The 14,492-nt window shown below is 63.0% G+C and carries 13 protein-coding genes; 6 read left to right on the top strand and 7 right to left on the bottom strand.

Features of this window, described 5'->3' with window-relative positions; genetic code table 11:
• Positions 1-13 precede the first annotated feature (13 nt).
• From PPN31114_RS04010 to PPN31114_RS04030, 5 genes are all read left to right on the top strand, one after another.
• Positions 14-1,285, top strand: coding sequence for an NAD(P)/FAD-dependent oxidoreductase (locus PPN31114_RS04010; protein ID WP_150678178.1), 1,272 nt, complete (start codon positions 14-16; stop codon positions 1,283-1,285).
• Positions 1,286-1,309: 24 nt separating this feature from the next.
• On the top strand, positions 1,310-1,675 hold the full coding sequence (locus PPN31114_RS04015; protein WP_246182389.1) for a cupin domain-containing protein: 366 nt from the start codon (positions 1,310-1,312) through the stop codon (positions 1,673-1,675).
• A 343-nt stretch (positions 1,676-2,018) separates the two neighbouring features.
• Entirely contained in the window at positions 2,019-3,119 is a 1,101-nt protein-coding gene (locus PPN31114_RS04020) for a porin (protein WP_150678179.1), read from the top strand.
• Positions 3,120-3,145: 26 nt separating this feature from the next.
• On the top strand, positions 3,146-4,474 hold the full coding sequence (locus PPN31114_RS04025; RefSeq protein ID WP_150679141.1) for a dicarboxylate/amino acid:cation symporter: 1,329 nt from the start codon (positions 3,146-3,148) through the stop codon (positions 4,472-4,474).
• Between the two features lie 26 nt (positions 4,475-4,500).
• On the top strand, positions 4,501-5,379 hold the full coding sequence (locus PPN31114_RS04030; protein ID WP_150678180.1) for a helix-turn-helix domain-containing protein: 879 nt from the start codon (positions 4,501-4,503) through the stop codon (positions 5,377-5,379).
• Positions 5,380-5,410: 31 nt separating this feature from the next.
• Here PPN31114_RS04030 and PPN31114_RS04035 read toward each other — a convergent pair whose 3' ends face one another.
• From PPN31114_RS04035 to PPN31114_RS04055, 5 genes are all read right to left on the bottom strand, one after another.
• On the bottom strand, positions 5,411-6,184 hold the full coding sequence (locus tag PPN31114_RS04035; protein ID WP_150678181.1) for a TonB family protein: 774 nt from the start codon (positions 6,182-6,184) through the stop codon (positions 5,411-5,413).
• Positions 6,181-6,573, bottom strand: a complete 393-nt coding sequence (locus PPN31114_RS04040) for an ExbD/TolR family protein (RefSeq protein ID WP_150678182.1) — start codon at positions 6,571-6,573, stop codon at positions 6,181-6,183. Before PPN31114_RS04040 ends, PPN31114_RS04035 begins: the two co-directional genes overlap by 4 nt.
• A gap of 9 nt (positions 6,574-6,582) precedes the next feature.
• Positions 6,583-7,254 carry a MotA/TolQ/ExbB proton channel family protein gene (locus PPN31114_RS04045; protein ID WP_174987647.1) on the bottom strand — a complete coding sequence of 224 codons (672 nt, stop codon included), beginning with the start codon at positions 7,252-7,254 and terminating at the stop codon, positions 6,583-6,585.
• Positions 7,255-7,330: 76 nt separating this feature from the next.
• Positions 7,331-9,655 (bottom strand): TonB-dependent receptor, encoded by a 2,325-nt coding sequence (locus tag PPN31114_RS04050; protein WP_150678184.1) that lies wholly within the window; start codon positions 9,653-9,655, stop codon positions 7,331-7,333.
• A gap of 104 nt (positions 9,656-9,759) precedes the next feature.
• On the bottom strand, positions 9,760-11,301 hold the full coding sequence (locus PPN31114_RS04055) for an alkaline phosphatase family protein (protein WP_174987648.1): 1,542 nt from the start codon (positions 11,299-11,301) through the stop codon (positions 9,760-9,762).
• 262 nt (positions 11,302-11,563) lie between these two features.
• Here PPN31114_RS04055 and PPN31114_RS04060 point away from each other — a divergent pair, with 262 nt between their 5' ends.
• Positions 11,564-12,295 (top strand): acid phosphatase, encoded by a 732-nt coding sequence (locus PPN31114_RS04060; protein ID WP_150678186.1) that lies wholly within the window; start codon positions 11,564-11,566, stop codon positions 12,293-12,295.
• Positions 12,296-12,299: 4 nt separating this feature from the next.
• Here the strand turns inward: PPN31114_RS04060 and PPN31114_RS04065 are convergent, their stop codons facing one another.
• Positions 12,300-13,751, bottom strand: coding sequence for a sensor histidine kinase (locus PPN31114_RS04065; RefSeq protein ID WP_150678187.1), 1,452 nt, complete (start codon positions 13,749-13,751; stop codon positions 12,300-12,302).
• On the bottom strand, positions 13,729-14,454 hold the full coding sequence (locus PPN31114_RS04070; RefSeq protein WP_150678188.1) for a response regulator transcription factor: 726 nt from the start codon (positions 14,452-14,454) through the stop codon (positions 13,729-13,731). The genes PPN31114_RS04065 and PPN31114_RS04070 overlap by 23 nt, the downstream gene beginning before the upstream one ends.
• Between the last annotated feature and the right edge of the window lie 38 nt (positions 14,455-14,492).

The raw sequence follows: 14,492 nt of genomic DNA on the forward strand, positions 1-14,492 counted from the left end.
CGATGGGTAATTTATGGCTAGCGTTCTCCCCAAGCAGGTCGATGTCGCGATCATCGGGGCCGGCATTATCGGAATGAGTACGGCATGGGCGCTGGCGAAGGCGGGCTTGCGCGTCGCAGTGTTCGAGAAGGGTGTGATCGCAGGCGAGCAGTCGTCGCGCAACTGGGGCTGGATTCGCACGGTGGGCCGCGATCACAAGGAACTGCCGTTGGCCATGCAGGCGATCGGACTGTGGAAGGAGATTCAGGCGCAGCACGACGTGGGTTACCGCCAAACGGGCGTGGCGTATTTGGCCGAATCGCAAGCCGATATGGACGGCTACCGTAAGTGGCTCGACAAGGCGCTGCCGCTCGGTGTGCCTGCGCAATTGCTGGCGCGCGACCAATTGCCCGATCTTTTCAAGTCGCGCTCGGCACGTGATTGGGTCGGTGCACTGCATTGCCCCGTCGATGGCGTGGCGGAGCCGGAGCGCGCAACGCAGGCGATTGCAAAACTCGCCATCGCCGCCGGGGCACAAGTCTTCGAACAGACGGCCGTGCGCTGTCTCGACCGCGCAGGCGGACGCGCAAGCGGCATCGTCACCGAGCAGGGGCGGGTAGCGGCGGACGCCGTCGTGCTGGCCGGCGGCGCTTGGTCGCGTTTGTTCTGTGGCAATACGGGCGTGAACTTCCCGCAACTGAAGGTGCATGCGTCGGTGCTGCGCACGACGCCGGTGGATGCCGGGCTGGATCTCGCGATCAACGGCAAAGACTTCACGTGCCGTAAGCGCGCTGACGGTGGCTATTCGGTATCGCAGTTAGGGGCATCGGTGGCCGATCTCACGCCAGACAGTATTCGTCTGTGCCGTCAGTTCTTCCCTGCGTGGCTCTCTGAGAAGAAGTATTTGAAGCTGCGCGTAGGCAAGCGCTTTCTCGACGAATTGATGATGCCCACACGCTTCGGCGCCAGTGACACGACGCCGTTCGAGGCGCATCGCACACTCGACCCAGCGCCGGGGATGAAGTCGATCGGCGTAGCGCTGGACAAGCTCAAACAGGCATTTCCGGAGTTTCAATCGGCACAGGTCGCGCACGCATGGGCGGGCTTTATCGACGTGACGCCCGACGCGATTCCGGTGATCTCCGGTGTCGACAGCGTGCCTGGTTTTTATTTGGCGTCCGGTTTCTCCGGGCATGGCTTTGGCATCGGCCCGGCCGCAGGCGCGCTGATGGCGGACCTTGTGCAGGGCAACACGCCGTTAGTCGACCCGCACGCCTTCCGTCTGACGAAGTACGACCGACATTGATTCCATCACGTAACGAGGTGAGTTGTGGCAGAAAGTCATTCGCAATTGGTGCGCTTTAGCGCGGGCCCGCTGGTCAATCCGGAGATCGGTAAGCCGCGCCGTCCGATGGAGGGCGACACCGTATTCCGTAGCATGACCGGCTTCGAAGGCAACGGCGGGCGGGCATCGTCGGGTATCTGGGAAAGCACGGCAGGCAAGTTTCGCGCGGATACCACCGGGTACATCGAATTCGGCTACATCCTCGAAGGCGAGTGCCGCGTCGTCGACCCGGACGGCACCGTGCATGCGTTACGCGCAGGCGACCCGTTCGTGATGCCCGAAGGCTACAAGGGCCATTGGGAAGTCGACGCGTTCGTGAAGAAGGTCTGGTTCGTGTCGCTGACGAACTAAGCCATACCTGCACCAACCCCTGTAACGATCACCTGATCTCGACGCGGGCGGTCTACGGCCATCGCGCCGTGGCGCCCGCGTCCGACCGCCTCAATCCGCTTCCGACGGGTTCCTTCCCCCAGATCCGACCGCCTGTTTGGCCGGGATTCGAAAGTCGCACGCGCTGCTTCCGATGCGGCGACGCACTCGCGCGTTAACCCCGACGTCCAACCGTTTGACCGATAGTCAATTTGAAAACCATAATGCAAACGTTTGCATAAAGGCTTTCATCGCATTGCAGAAGCGATCGACTCTGCACATTGCGAGCGGCTGACATAGGGCTATCGACGGTTTAGGAGACGGAATGAGACGACGGACGATCGGGCACGCAGTCATGGTGCTGGGGGGCATGGCAGTTGCTGGCACGGCTTGCGCAGACGAGGTGCAAATCTACGGCAGGTTGTACACAACGCTGGAATACAACTGGCAAAGCTCCGGCAGCAGCGCCCCGTCCACGCCGAGTACCACGCGCATGACGAACGACCGCTCCGTTTGGGGCTTGCGCGGCAATGAGAACCTTGGCGGCGGTTACCGCGCCATCTGGCAAATCGAAAGCGACCTGACGCTGCCGAACGGCACGGGCGGCATGGCCTCGCGAGACAGCCGCGTCGGCCTCGACGGGCCTTTCGGCACGTTCTTCCTCGGCAACTGGACGACGCCGTTTACCGAATCGACCAAAGCGTTCGATCCGTTCTATCCGACCACCGCCGGGTACATGTCGCTCATGGGCAACGGCTCCGCGCCGTCGGCGGACAACGTGAGCAATACGACATCGTTCGATCGCCGCCAGCAAAACTCGGTGAACTACGTCTCACCGTCCTGGCGCGGACTGTCGGCCGCCGCGCAATGGGGCGTGAATCAGGAGCGCGTCGCGCTCTCGCGCAACCCGATGCTCTTGTCGTTCTCGCTGACGTACACGGCGGGGCCGCTTGTCCTGACGGCCGCGCAGGAGAATCACCGCGACTACCAAGGCAATCACACCGAAGACAACGGCACGAAGATCGGCGCGTCGTACCGGCTATTCGCGGGCACGGTCGTGTCCGCCGCTTACGAGCGCTTGCGCTACCAGACGCCAACGACAGCGGTGCGGCGCGATGCCTTCTACCTGTCGCTCGTGCAACGGCTCGGCCCCGGCAACTTGATGGCGGGCGTCACATGGGCGGGGAACGGCGTGGGCAATACGAAGACGCCGATCGGGTACATCTCCAGCGGCGCTGAGACCGGCGCCATGCAATACACCATCGGCTACGACTACGCGCTGTCGCGCCGTACGTCGCTGGTCGCCTTCTACAGCCATATCAGCAACGGTTCACGCGCCTCTTACAACTGGGCGATCAACAGTGTCCCGAACGTTACCGGCGGCAGTCTTTCGCTCGTCGCCCTCGGCATGAAGCACGCCTTCTGAGGCGTTCCTTCCGGAGAAACAACATGATGACCCAACCCGATCACGTGCTCGATGCACCTGTCGCGGCGCCCAGCCGCAAACCGTGGTATCGCATTCTCTACGTGCAGGTGCTGATCGCCGTGGCGCTCGGTGTCGCCCTTGGCGTGGCATCCCCCGCGCTGGCCACGCAAATGAAGCCGTTTGGCGATGGCTTCATCAAACTCATCCGCATGGTGATCGGCCTGGTCGTCTTCTTTACCGTGGCCACCGGCATTGCCGGTATGCGCGATATGAAGCGGGTCGGGCGCATTGGCGGCAAGGCGTTGCTTTACTTCGAGATCGTCTCGACGCTGGCGCTGCTCTGCGGCATTGTCGTGGCCCATTGGCTCAAACCGGGCAGCGGGTTCAACGTCAACCCGGCAACGCTCGATGCGCGCGCCGTGATGAACTACGCGACGCAGGCCAAGGCGCAGAACGTCACCGACTTTCTGCTGCACATCATCCCGAACACCGTCATCGACGCGTTTGCCACTGGCGATATTCTTCAAATCATTCTAATCGCCGTGTTGTTCGGGCTCGCGCTGTCGATTGCGGGCGAGCGATGTAAGCCGGTTGTCGAGGTGCTCGACGGCGTTTCGCAAGTCGTCTTCGGCATGGTGAACCTGCTGATGCGAGCCGCACCGTTGGGTGCTTTCGGCGCGATGGCCTTCACTGTCGGCAAGTACGGCTTCGCCGCGCTGGCACCGCTCGCGAAGCTCGTCGGGGCGTTTTATCTCACCTCGGCCTTCTTCGTGTTCGTGATTCTCGGCCTCATCGCATGGGGTGCCGGATTCAGCATCCTTTCGTTCCTGCGCTATATCCGTGAGGAAGTGCTGATTGTGCTGGGCACCAGTTCGTCCGACCCGGCACTGCCGACGCTGATGAAAAAGATGGAACGCCTGGGCTGCTCGCGGCCCTTGGTCGGACTCGTGGTCCCCACCGGTTACGTGTTCAATACGGACGGCAGCAGCATCTATATGACGATGGCAGCGCTATTTGTGGCGCAGGCCACCAACACGGAGCTCACACTCACGCAGGAGTTGATGGTGCTCGGCGTGGCGATGCTGACTTCGAAGGGCGCGAGCGGGGTACAAGGGGCATCGTTCGTCGCGCTGGTCGGTACGTTGGCCGTTGTCCCGGCGATCCCGGTGTCCGGCATGGCGCTGATCCTGGGCATCGACCGGTTTATGAGCGAGGCGCGTGCCTTGGTCAACGTCATTGGCAACGGTGTCGCCACGCTTGTCATGGCCCGCTGGGAAGGGGAGATGAGCCGGGAGACGCTGCGCAAGAATCTCGAGACGGAACTGGCCGCAGCCGCAGCGCCCGTGACGCGGTAATCAAGGGCACTCAGGCAAGCTTCGGCGTGAGGCCAACATCGAAAAATGCAAACGTTCGTCTTCAATATTTTCACTTTGCCGATTCCGGATCCATCGTATGCTGCACGCACACTTTGATTAAACCGGCAAAATTGCGAATTTTTATGCAAACGATTGCATTTTCTCCCGAGCCAAACCTCACCAGCGACGGACGTTTCCTGTTCGTTGCCGAGGGCGGTGTGTGGCTGCGAACTGGGCGGCGGGCGCATTGCGTGATGAAAGGGTGGGGCGCCTGGATTCCGCCCGGCGTACTCACCACGGTCTGGGCGCTGGGCGAACCGGCGGCGGTAGAGCTTCATCTCGCCGGTGACGCGTGCCTCGAACTGCCTGACAACGTCACGCTTCTGCACGGATCCGAGCTATTGCGTAGCGTGTTTTCGGCCTACGCGGCGGGCGAGACCAGCGACCATGCCAAGGAGGCGTTGAGCATTCTGCTCGTGCCCGAATTGCGCGCCGCTCCGGCGAGCCCCTTGGCGCTGAGCGTCGACATGCCGTCGCAAAATAGCCGCCTCGGGCCGTTGTGCGATGCCGTGCTGCGTGAGCCGACCCGGTCCCACACGCCCGTGGAAGCAGCGGCAGCCGCGGGCATAAGCACTCGGACCATGAGCCGGTTGTTCAATCAGGAGCTGGGGGCGTCGATGGCGAATTGGCGTCGTGACGTGCAGATCGCGACCGCGCTTTGTGCGCTTGAGAACGGGCAATCGGTCTCGGACGTTGCCGATGCCTTGGGGTTTCGGGGGTCGGCATTCTCGACCTTCTTCAAGACCAAACTGGGCTGTACCGCGCGTGCCAAACGCAATCAGGCCGCCGCGCAGACGGCCGATCGCGATCGACGAAGCCATGCGGCGACGGTCGGGGGCGTCTAGCCCCACGAGTTTGCCGCCTTAGATTGCCAACTTAGTTTTCGCTAAAAATCACTCTCACTTTGAACGTATGCAGCGCGCCTGCCAGATTGGGCGGGGGCGGCGGCATTGCCGCGCGTTGCACGGCCGCAATGGCGGCTTGGTCGAGCGTCGCGACGCGACCTGGCCGCGTGACGTGCACGTTCGACACAACGCCGTCCTTATAGCCGAACTCGACGTCGATGTTGGCTGCCAGCCCCATACCCTGTAGCGCCATCGGATAGACCACCGCCGCCTGCACCGCCGCACGCAGTTTCGCGATGAAGCGGTCGTCCGGTCCCGACGATGCACTCACCGGCGGTATCGCGGGTTCAGGCGCAGCCGCGGCCGACGGCGCAGGCGGGGCATCGGCACCGGCAACCGTCTTTATCGGCGGCGCCTCGGCATTGACCGGCTCACGTGTGTGCGAGGTCTCGGGCTTCGGCGCCAGTTCATGCCTTACCGGCGCCACGGGTTTCACTGGCGTTGCTTGCTTGATCGGCGCCTTGACCGGCTCGGGCGGTTTGACCGTCGGCGCCGGAGCAGCAGCCGGTTCCGGTTCGACCATCGAAAGCATCACAGGCGAGTCGTTGCGAACGGGCTTCGGTGCCGGGGTACTGCGAGCGAGCCAACCGGCCGTGACGCCAAGCAGAATGGCTTCCAGCGCCAGCGCCGTTGCCATCGCGCGCCATGGCCAACGCTCCGACGATGCTGCGACGTTACGTCCGCGCAACGCATGCTGCACGTCAACGGGCTTGGGCAGGGCCTGCGACTGCAAAATCGTCGTCATGGGGCCTCTTTTGCGGCAATGCCGATCTGCGTGACGCCAGCGGTACGGCAGGCATCCATCAGTTGCGTCAATTGCTGCACGCTGGCCGCCTTGTCGCTCGCAATGGTGACGACCGTATGCGCCGGGTCATGCGCGCGCAACGTAGCGCTCAGGGCGTCGAGCGTGATCGGATGCTGGTCGGTTTCGATGCTGCCATCGGCATGTAGCGCGACGAGCACCTTCGGGTGCGGCAGGTCCTGAGCGGTCGAACTGCCGGGCAGTTTGGCCGACATGCCCATCGACGGGATCATCTTGAGCGTGATCATGATGAAGAACACCAGCAAGAAAAACATGATGTCGATCATCGGCACGACTTCGATGCGGGCCTTCTTCGTTTCGAAATATCGCATCGCAGGTTCTCAAGCCGAAGCGCGTTCGTGACGCAGCACCACGCCCGTGGGCTCCGTCGCCTGTTGCGCGGCGGTATGGCGATTGAGCAGCAGGCGCTTGAGCGTATCGAGTTGATGCACCGTCTGACGCACGGTGTCTTGCATGCCATTGAAGAACCACAGATGGCTCATTGCAATCGCCAGACCGCAGGCCGTGGCGATCAACGCTTCGGCCACGCCCGAGGTGACTTGCGTGGGGTCGCCACCGGCTGCGCCCAGCACGTCGAAGGCGTGAAACATGCCGACGATCGTGCCGAACAGCCCCAGCAGCGGGGCGACCGTAATCACCGTGTCGAGCACCCAAAGACCGCGATCGATGCGGGGCACTTCCAGATAGATCGCTTCGTCGATGGCGGCTTCCATATCGCCGTGATGCACGCGCTTGAGATTGTGTGCGTAAGCGTCGAGCAAACGCCCATGCGGCAGGCCCAAAGCGGCGGCACGCAGTTCGTCGGCATCGTGGGCGTCGATCACCGGCAGTGCGCCGACGGCCGTCACGATACGCGCCCCGGCGCGAAACGCGCGGCGCAACCGCAGCCCGCGATCGACGATGACGGTAATGCCCACAAACGCCAACAACACCATCAGATAGAGCGTGCCGCCGGACGACATCGCCAGTTGATTGAATTGACTCAGATCCATACAAATTCTCCTTTCGAGGTAACGCGCTCCGGCCCCAAGTGCACGGGGCCGGTGGGTCGTTGAAACAAGCTGCCGGTCAGATCTCGGCGCGAAGGTTGACGTAGAAGCTGCGCCCCGGCACGAAGTAGTAGAGGAACTGGTTCGCATCCGTCCCCTTGCTCGTATCGGTTGCGGCAGGGCCGAGGTTGTCGGTAATGCGGTGCGTGTCGAAAAGGTTGTCGATGCCGAACGACACGCGCACCTTCTTGAGCACCGAGCTCAGGTTGGTGAAGTCGCGCGCGATCATCATGCTGGTGACGCTGTAAGGGCCAACTTTGTAGATCGAGCCATCCGCTGCCCCGTTGCTGCCCTGGTACATCGAGCCGACGAACTTGGTGTTGATGCCAGCGTGCCACGGGCCTTGATCGAAGTTGAGCGCGACCGCCGCCGTGTACTGCGGCACAAACGAAATGCGCTGACCCGACTTCCAAATCTGCGAGCCCGTGCCGTTCTGCGTGTAGGTCGCGTTGTTGAGCGAGCCATTGGCGTAGAACGAGAAGCCGCTGCCCAGCAGCACGTTGCCCTCGGCCTCGATACCGGTGTAGCGCACGCCGCCAGCATTGAAGTAGGTGGCGTTTGCCCCCGAGCCGTTCTTGGTGATGTAGTTGCTGAACTCGATCAGGTACGCGTCGGCATTGAACGTGAACCGATCGGCCTTGAACACCGTGCCGATCTGATAGGCCATCGAGGTTTGCGGCTGGACGTTGTTGTTACCCGACGGATTGGCCGAGTACATCGTGTTCAAGTTCGGCCCGAGCGCGCCACGCGACACTTGTGCGTAGCCCGACCAAAGCGACGTGAAGCGATAGTTGACGTCCAGACTCGGCAGCACGCTGTCCCACGACTTGCTGGCCGACGTGCCGGGCAGGTTGTTCTGCAAGACGCTGGCCGACAACGAGCGCTCGAAGTGCTGATAGCGAATGCCCGGCGTGACGGTCAGGGCATTGGTCGCCTTCCACGCGTACTGTGCGAACGCTTGTGCCGTGTTCACCTCATCGACCATGTCGTAGTAGGTGTTGCCGTACGTGGCGTTTTGCTTGACGGACTGCCCGGTGGTGGCGTCGTAAGCGAAGCGATTGCGCGGGTTGCGCGTGTGCTCGAACCAGAAGCCGCCCGTGAACGTGCCGTACGCATCGGTATGCGTAGCGGCCAACGTGTCGCCGTAGGTGCGGTACTCGTTGAGCTTGAGCGCGCCCGCAATGTCGGTGCCCGACTGGCCGGGCGCGAAAGGCTTGGCGGCGCTCAATGCCGAGAGGGGCGACGACGTGTTGTCGCCGTTCAGTTCGTGGCTCAGGTTGTAGTAGTAATACGTGTACAGCTTGTTGCTCAGGCCCCAGCCGTTATCGAAGTTGTGTTTGACATCGATATAGGCGAACTCGGTGTTCTTGTCCTGATAGTTGTAGCCCCAGTAATTCGGGCTTTTCGGGTCGGCATTCAGGCCGTAGTTGTAGCCGTATTGGGCGACTTGATTGAGCGTGGCACCGCCCGGGTTGTTGAAGTGAATCTTGTCGTAGGCGTAGACCCACGTCACCAGCGTGTTGCTGCCGATGGGCGTCACGCCCTTGAGGAAGATGTTCGTGTTACCGACGCCACTGTTGCTCAAGGCGCCGTTCGAATCGGTTCGCTGAATATTCAGGAACACATTCGAGTCGAGCAGCCCGGGCATGATGCCGGTGGTAATGCCGAGGTTTTCCTGCCATGTGGCATGCGAACCGATGGTCTGCGAGTACTCGATCTTGCGCTCGGGGCTCAGCGTCGGTGAGAACAGGTTCACCGAACCGCCAAAGGTGGCATAGCCCAGCGTGGTGGCGTTGCCGGGGCTGCGATCGATGGTCACACCGCCAATGGTGGCTGCGGGGAAGTACGACGTGGTGTGGTGCGAGAAGTCGTTGGTGTCGCCGAACGGAATGCCGTCGTAGGTGACGTTGAACTGGCCGTCCGGAAAGCCACGCAGTGTCTGGTTTTTGGCTTCCGACAAACCGAGGCCGTTGGGCGACGAACTGCTGTAGCTCGGCGCGATACGCAGAATCGTGCCGTAGTCGGCCTGCGGGTTGACCTGATTGGCGATGTAGTCGCTGCTGATCTGCGTCTGGGGCGACGTGGCTTCGAGCGGGGCCTGCGTCAGTGCCTTTGCTGCCGCTTCGGTCGGTGCCTTGCGCGACTTGGCAGCCGTGGCATTGGCCGGTGCGCCGACGTCCGATGCCGAGACGTCGCCGATATCGGTCGTCGGGCTGGTTTGGGCATTTGCTGCACTCGCCAGCACGGCAAGCGCGATGGCAGTGAGCGTCAGATGCGGCCTGCGCATCGAAAGGCTGGCAACGGTGCGGGTGAGGTGCGGTGCATGCGTCGTCTGAGGTTTCATGACTTGGGTTCGTTCTCTTTGGAAGTTGTGCCCGCCGGGTATGGCGGGCAACCCTGATTTGTCGTGCTGACGGGTGCTAAATCGTGACGGGCCGAAAGGTCCGCTCAGTTCGTGGGTTTGTGGAAATTCAATCCCGGGAGTGAAGCCGTGCCTTCGCTGCGCACTGCGTCGAGCGCGGTCGGCTTGAGCGCCAGCGCTTGCAGCAGCGTCGGGGCTACCTGACGCGTCGAGACCGGCGAGTCGATTTCCTGCGCGGCGATGTCGGGACGGGAGATCAGCAAGGCGACATGACGATCGTCGTCGTGGAACCCGCCGTGCTCGGCGACCTTGCTGCCACGCGTGTAAATCACGCCGTATTGCGTTTCGATGGCGATGTCCGGCACGTGACTATCGCGGCCGACGCGCCCCCAACCCGGCGGCATGTCATTCCCCGCGTAGACGTGTTCGATGCCAAGCGCGTCGGCGTTTGCACGCAGGGCGTTGACGACAGCCTGCGTGGCGCGCGGTTGCTTGAGCCACAAGAGGCCAACGTCGTCGAGCGTGGCTTTGGCGAGGGCATCGGGCGCACTTCTCGCTACCACATCGAGCACGTGCTTGCCGTCGATACGACGCAACTGCCCCGGTGCAACGGGCGACTGGCCATGTTTGGCCGCAATCACGACCAGCGTCGTGGTGTCGAGACCGCGAGCCACCAGTGCATCGAGCACACGTCGCAGCGACCCGTCGATCTGATCGAGTGCGGTGGCAATGGCGACGCCAGGCTTCGCGTGCGCGTCGAGATAGCCGTCGCCAGACTTCTGCGCCACGCTCAATTGCTGAAAGTTCATGCCGAACAGGCGCGGCACCCCCGGCGTGGCGTTGCCGCCGCTGTCACGGCCATCGATTTGCCGAAGCAACGCGTCGACTTTCAGGTTGTCGTAGGCCGGGAACGAGGTGATTTTTTCGCCGACGGCAGCAATCTCCGGCGTGTAGAGATCGTCGACACCGCGTCCGCTCGGGCCGTGCACAAAATCGTAGGCGAGATGTTTGTCGGCCCAAGCGGTGCGGCCACCGGCAGCACGTACCACGTCGAAGACCGTGTTCACGCGCAGGTAGTTGTGCGGATAGACCGGTGCGCAATGACGGGCCGGGTCGCGCGGCAGTCGGGCCGCGTCGATGGCACCGCCGCCGTCGATGCGCTTCGGATCACGATCGATCGATTCGTCGAAGACGACCTCTGCGCCCAGACTCGCCTTCGCGTGCTTTTCATCGATGCAAGCGGCACCGGCTGGCGAGAGGCGGCGGTCGAAACTGTCGTCGTAGTACACGCCCGACGTCACCGGGCTCGCGCCGCTGATCAGCGCCACCATGCCAGGGAATGAATCGGACGGCACCGGCGTGCGCGCATTGCGATACATCACACCGTGCTGCGCGAGGGCGGCAAGCGCAGACGTCGGATGCGACGCAACGTACCGGGCGAGATCCTGCTCATGCATGCCGTCGATGCTGATGAGCAGCACCCGCTCAGCCGGTGCGACGGGTGTGATGCGGGCCGGTTGGCCTGCAACGGCGGCGGCCGTCGCAGCCAGTACGGCGCAAGCCAGCGCGAACCGCGGGGCGAGGCGAGGGGAAATCCGGGGGACGGGGCGGAAAGTCTTGAGCTTCATGGAGAAGATGCATCCTCGGCGCGGTGCGCTCGGTTGAGTGGACCGGCCTGTCTCGCCGGTGATCAGCGAGGCGAACTTTATGCGCCACCCGTGATGCACAGATGAAGCAAAACTTGCCAACATGAACAGATCGGACATCGAGCGATGCTGCGGATGGCGAATCTGTCTGAATGGAAAGGTTTGCGCCTTGGGCGGGTCATAGGAGGCTCGTAGCCTCCATCCGTTTATTCACCCAAGCCCCGTTCTTTTGAGGAACCGACCGATGTTTTCTGCTTCTCCCCGCGCCGCGCGCACATTCGCCGCAGCGCTGCTGCTCCTGAGCGCCTTGCATGCCGCGCACGCCGCAGATGCTGCCAACCCCGACTATTTGCGCGGGACGGCACCTGATCTGACCGTGCTGGTCGCGCCGCCCCCAGCCGCAGGCAGCCTTGCCGCCGCGGACGATTTGCGTCAGGTGCTGGCGTTGCAGCAGTCCCGTACCCCGGCACAACTGGCGTTGGCTGACGGCGATACGCATAAGAGCGTGTTCCGGTTTGCGGACGTCGTCGGCTCAGACTTCCGCGCCGAGCGATTGCCCTTCACCGAAGCGTTCTTCAAGCGTCTGGCGAAGGAGGGCGCGGGTCCACTGAAGGCGGCCAAGGATTACTGGAAGCGCCCGCGTCCGTATAACGTCAGCCCCGAAGTGCACCCGGGCATCGTCACCGAGGGCACGACGCCGGGTTATCCGAGCGGACATGCCACCTTTGCCTACTTGAGTGCCGTGATTCTGGCGACGATCGTGCCGGAGAAGCGCGCAGACATCTTTGCGCGTGCGGAGGCTTACGCACAGGGGCGCGCCATTGGCGGCGTGCATTACGTGAGCGATGTCGAAGCAGGCAAGGTGAGCGGTACGGTCATCGCAGCCGCCATGCTCGCCAATCCGGCATTTCGTGACGATCTTGCCCGCGCGACGCGCGAGACCCGCGAAGCGCTTGGCTTGCCAGCGTTGCGATAACCCGTCAGGCACTCGCGACGCCGGTCGCCTCATGGCGGCTGGGTGTCGCGTCTTGGCCTTCGGGCATTGTCTGCGAAGGCGGTACCGCAGCGAAGCGCAAGGCAACACGGCAGCCGGGTTCGGCATCGTCGATGCGCATGACGGCGTTGTGAATCCGTGCCGTCGCCGCGACGACGCTTAGCCCCAGCCCGTGGCCGGGCGTCGGCATACCGCTCACGCTTGCGCCGCGATAGAACGGCCGCAGCACGGCGTCACGCTCGACGCTCGCGATTCCCGGCCCGGTATCACACACTTCCACCACGGCATGCTCCGGCGTTGCCAACACACGCAAACACACGGTGCCCCCGGCAGGCGTGAACTTCAGCGCGTTATCGAGCAGGTTCTGGATAGCGCCAAAGATCAAATCACCGTCGCCCAGGACCGGCGCGCTGCGTTGGGTTTGTACCGACAGCACCACCTTTCGTTCTTCGGCCAGCGGCTCGTACAGATCGACAACGTCTTCGACAATGCGGGCCAGATCGACCTGACGAAACTGTTCGCGGCGGGCATGGGCGTCGATCTCGGCAATGCGCAGCAATGCCGAGAAACGGTCGAGCACGTGGTCGGTCTGCTCGAGCGCGCGCTCGACGGCGGCGTCGTATTCCTGCGCACTAGCCGCGCCCCGGCGGGCACGCTCCAACCCCGCGCGCAAGCGCGTCATCGGCGTGCGCAAATCGTGGGCAATCCATGCGCAAACCCCACGTAATTCCGATACGAGACGTTCGATATCGTCGAGCATCGTGTTGACGAAACCGACGAGCAAATCGATGTCGTCTCGTCGCCCACGCGTCGGGAGGCGGCGGGTGAAGTGGCTGGAGATAATCTCCTGACACGATTCCCGCAGTTGCCGAACCCGTTGATTGGCGGCGCGGTGCAGGGCGTATCCGCACAAGGCGCCGAGCAGAATCGTCGCCAGCAGCCCGCCGATGGCGACCCGCACCAGCATGTGGTCGAAGCGATCAATATCGTCGACGGCCTGCCCGACGATCACGCGGTTACCGTCGGGCATGGTGGCGATCATGGCGCGATAGGGGCGTGCCCATGAGTCGCCATCTTTGTCCGTGACGATCTGGGTGTAGCGGTAGGCGTGCCAGTCGGGTTGGTGTTTCGGCAGGACTTCAATATTGCCCGCCAGCCGCTGTCCGTTCGGTGTGAACAGGCCATAAGGGCGCATATTGGCGGCTTCGCGGCGGCTGCGTTCGGAGATGTTGGCGCGTGCGTCTTCCGGGGTGCGACGGATCAGTTGGGTGCTTTCGCGTTGAAGGCGGGCATCGACGAGATCGGTCAGATAGCTCATCGTGAGCCAATAGACGACAGCAAACAGCGAGACGACCGACACGATGAAGATGCCGAAGATGGGCCCGGCACCCCACAGGCTGCGCCAAAAGCTGCGCTCAGTCATTGGCGTGGAGAACATAGCCAGTCCCGCGAACCGTGTCGATCATCGCCGAGTAGGTGCCATCGAGCGAAATCTTCTTGCGCAGCCTTGCGATGTGCACGTCGATGACATTGGTCTGCACGTCGTGCTGGTACTTCCACACCGATTCGAAGAGCAGGGCGCGCGTGACGACTTGGTTGGCGTTGCGCATGAGGTATTCGAGCAAGCGCATTTCGCGCGGCTTGAGTGCGACCGGCACGCCGGCTCGGGTCACCGTACCGTTCTCGCGGTCCAGATGCAGGTCGCCCACGCGCAGGCTAGCGCCGGTATCGGTGTCGCTATGCCGACGTAACAGCACGTCGATGCGCGCGGTCAACTCGTCGAAGCTGAAGGGTTTGGTGAGGTAGTCGTCGGCACCGTTGCGCAGGCCGCGCACGCGTTCATCCGTTGCGCCAAGCGCGGAGAGAATCAACACCGGGGTTTTGACGCCGACGTTACGGGCGGTGGTGAGAATCGACATCCCGTCGATCTCCGGCAATAGGCGATCGAGGACCACGCAGTCGTACTCGCCGTGAAGCATCCGTTGCAGGCCTTCGCCCCCGGCGCAGGCGAGATCGACGGCAAAGCCATGTTCACCGAGCGCCGAGACAAGTTCATGGGCGACCTTGGCGTCGTCTTCTACCACCAGAACGCGGCTGGCGGTCGCCAGAATGCTCGCGCCAGCGGGTTCAACGGGAGTCATGCGCATGGGGTCGTCTCAGCTCGGGTAGTTGGCCGCAG

The organism is Pandoraea pneumonica, from assembly GCF_902459645.1.
Lineage (GTDB): Bacteria > Pseudomonadota > Gammaproteobacteria > Burkholderiales > Burkholderiaceae > Pandoraea > Pandoraea pneumonica.

Excerpts from the sequence above, each read along its gene's own strand:
- PPN31114_RS04010 (WP_150678178.1), top strand. The coding sequence starts at position 14 with ATGGCTAGCGTTCTCCCCAAGCAGGTCGATGTCGCGATCATCGGGGCC.
- PPN31114_RS04020 (WP_150678179.1), top strand. The coding sequence starts at position 2,019 with ATGAGACGACGGACGATCGGGCACGCAGTCATGGTGCTGGGGGGCATG.
- PPN31114_RS04025 (WP_150679141.1), top strand. The coding sequence starts at position 3,146 with ATGACCCAACCCGATCACGTGCTCGATGCACCTGTCGCGGCGCCCAGC.
- PPN31114_RS04035 (WP_150678181.1), bottom strand. The coding sequence starts at position 6,184 with ATGACGACGATTTTGCAGTCGCAGGCCCTGCCCAAGCCCGTTGACGTG.
- PPN31114_RS04040 (WP_150678182.1), bottom strand. The coding sequence starts at position 6,573 with ATGCGATATTTCGAAACGAAGAAGGCCCGCATCGAAGTCGTGCCGATG.
- PPN31114_RS04045 (WP_174987647.1), bottom strand. The coding sequence starts at position 7,254 with ATGGATCTGAGTCAATTCAATCAACTGGCGATGTCGTCCGGCGGCACG.
- PPN31114_RS04050 (WP_150678184.1), bottom strand. The coding sequence starts at position 9,655 with ATGAAACCTCAGACGACGCATGCACCGCACCTCACCCGCACCGTTGCC.
- PPN31114_RS04055 (WP_174987648.1), bottom strand. The coding sequence starts at position 11,301 with ATGAAGCTCAAGACTTTCCGCCCCGTCCCCCGGATTTCCCCTCGCCTC.
- PPN31114_RS04060 (WP_150678186.1), top strand. The coding sequence starts at position 11,564 with ATGTTTTCTGCTTCTCCCCGCGCCGCGCGCACATTCGCCGCAGCGCTG.
- PPN31114_RS04065 (WP_150678187.1), bottom strand. The coding sequence starts at position 13,751 with ATGTTCTCCACGCCAATGACTGAGCGCAGCTTTTGGCGCAGCCTGTGG.
- PPN31114_RS04070 (WP_150678188.1), bottom strand. The coding sequence starts at position 14,454 with ATGACTCCCGTTGAACCCGCTGGCGCGAGCATTCTGGCGACCGCCAGC.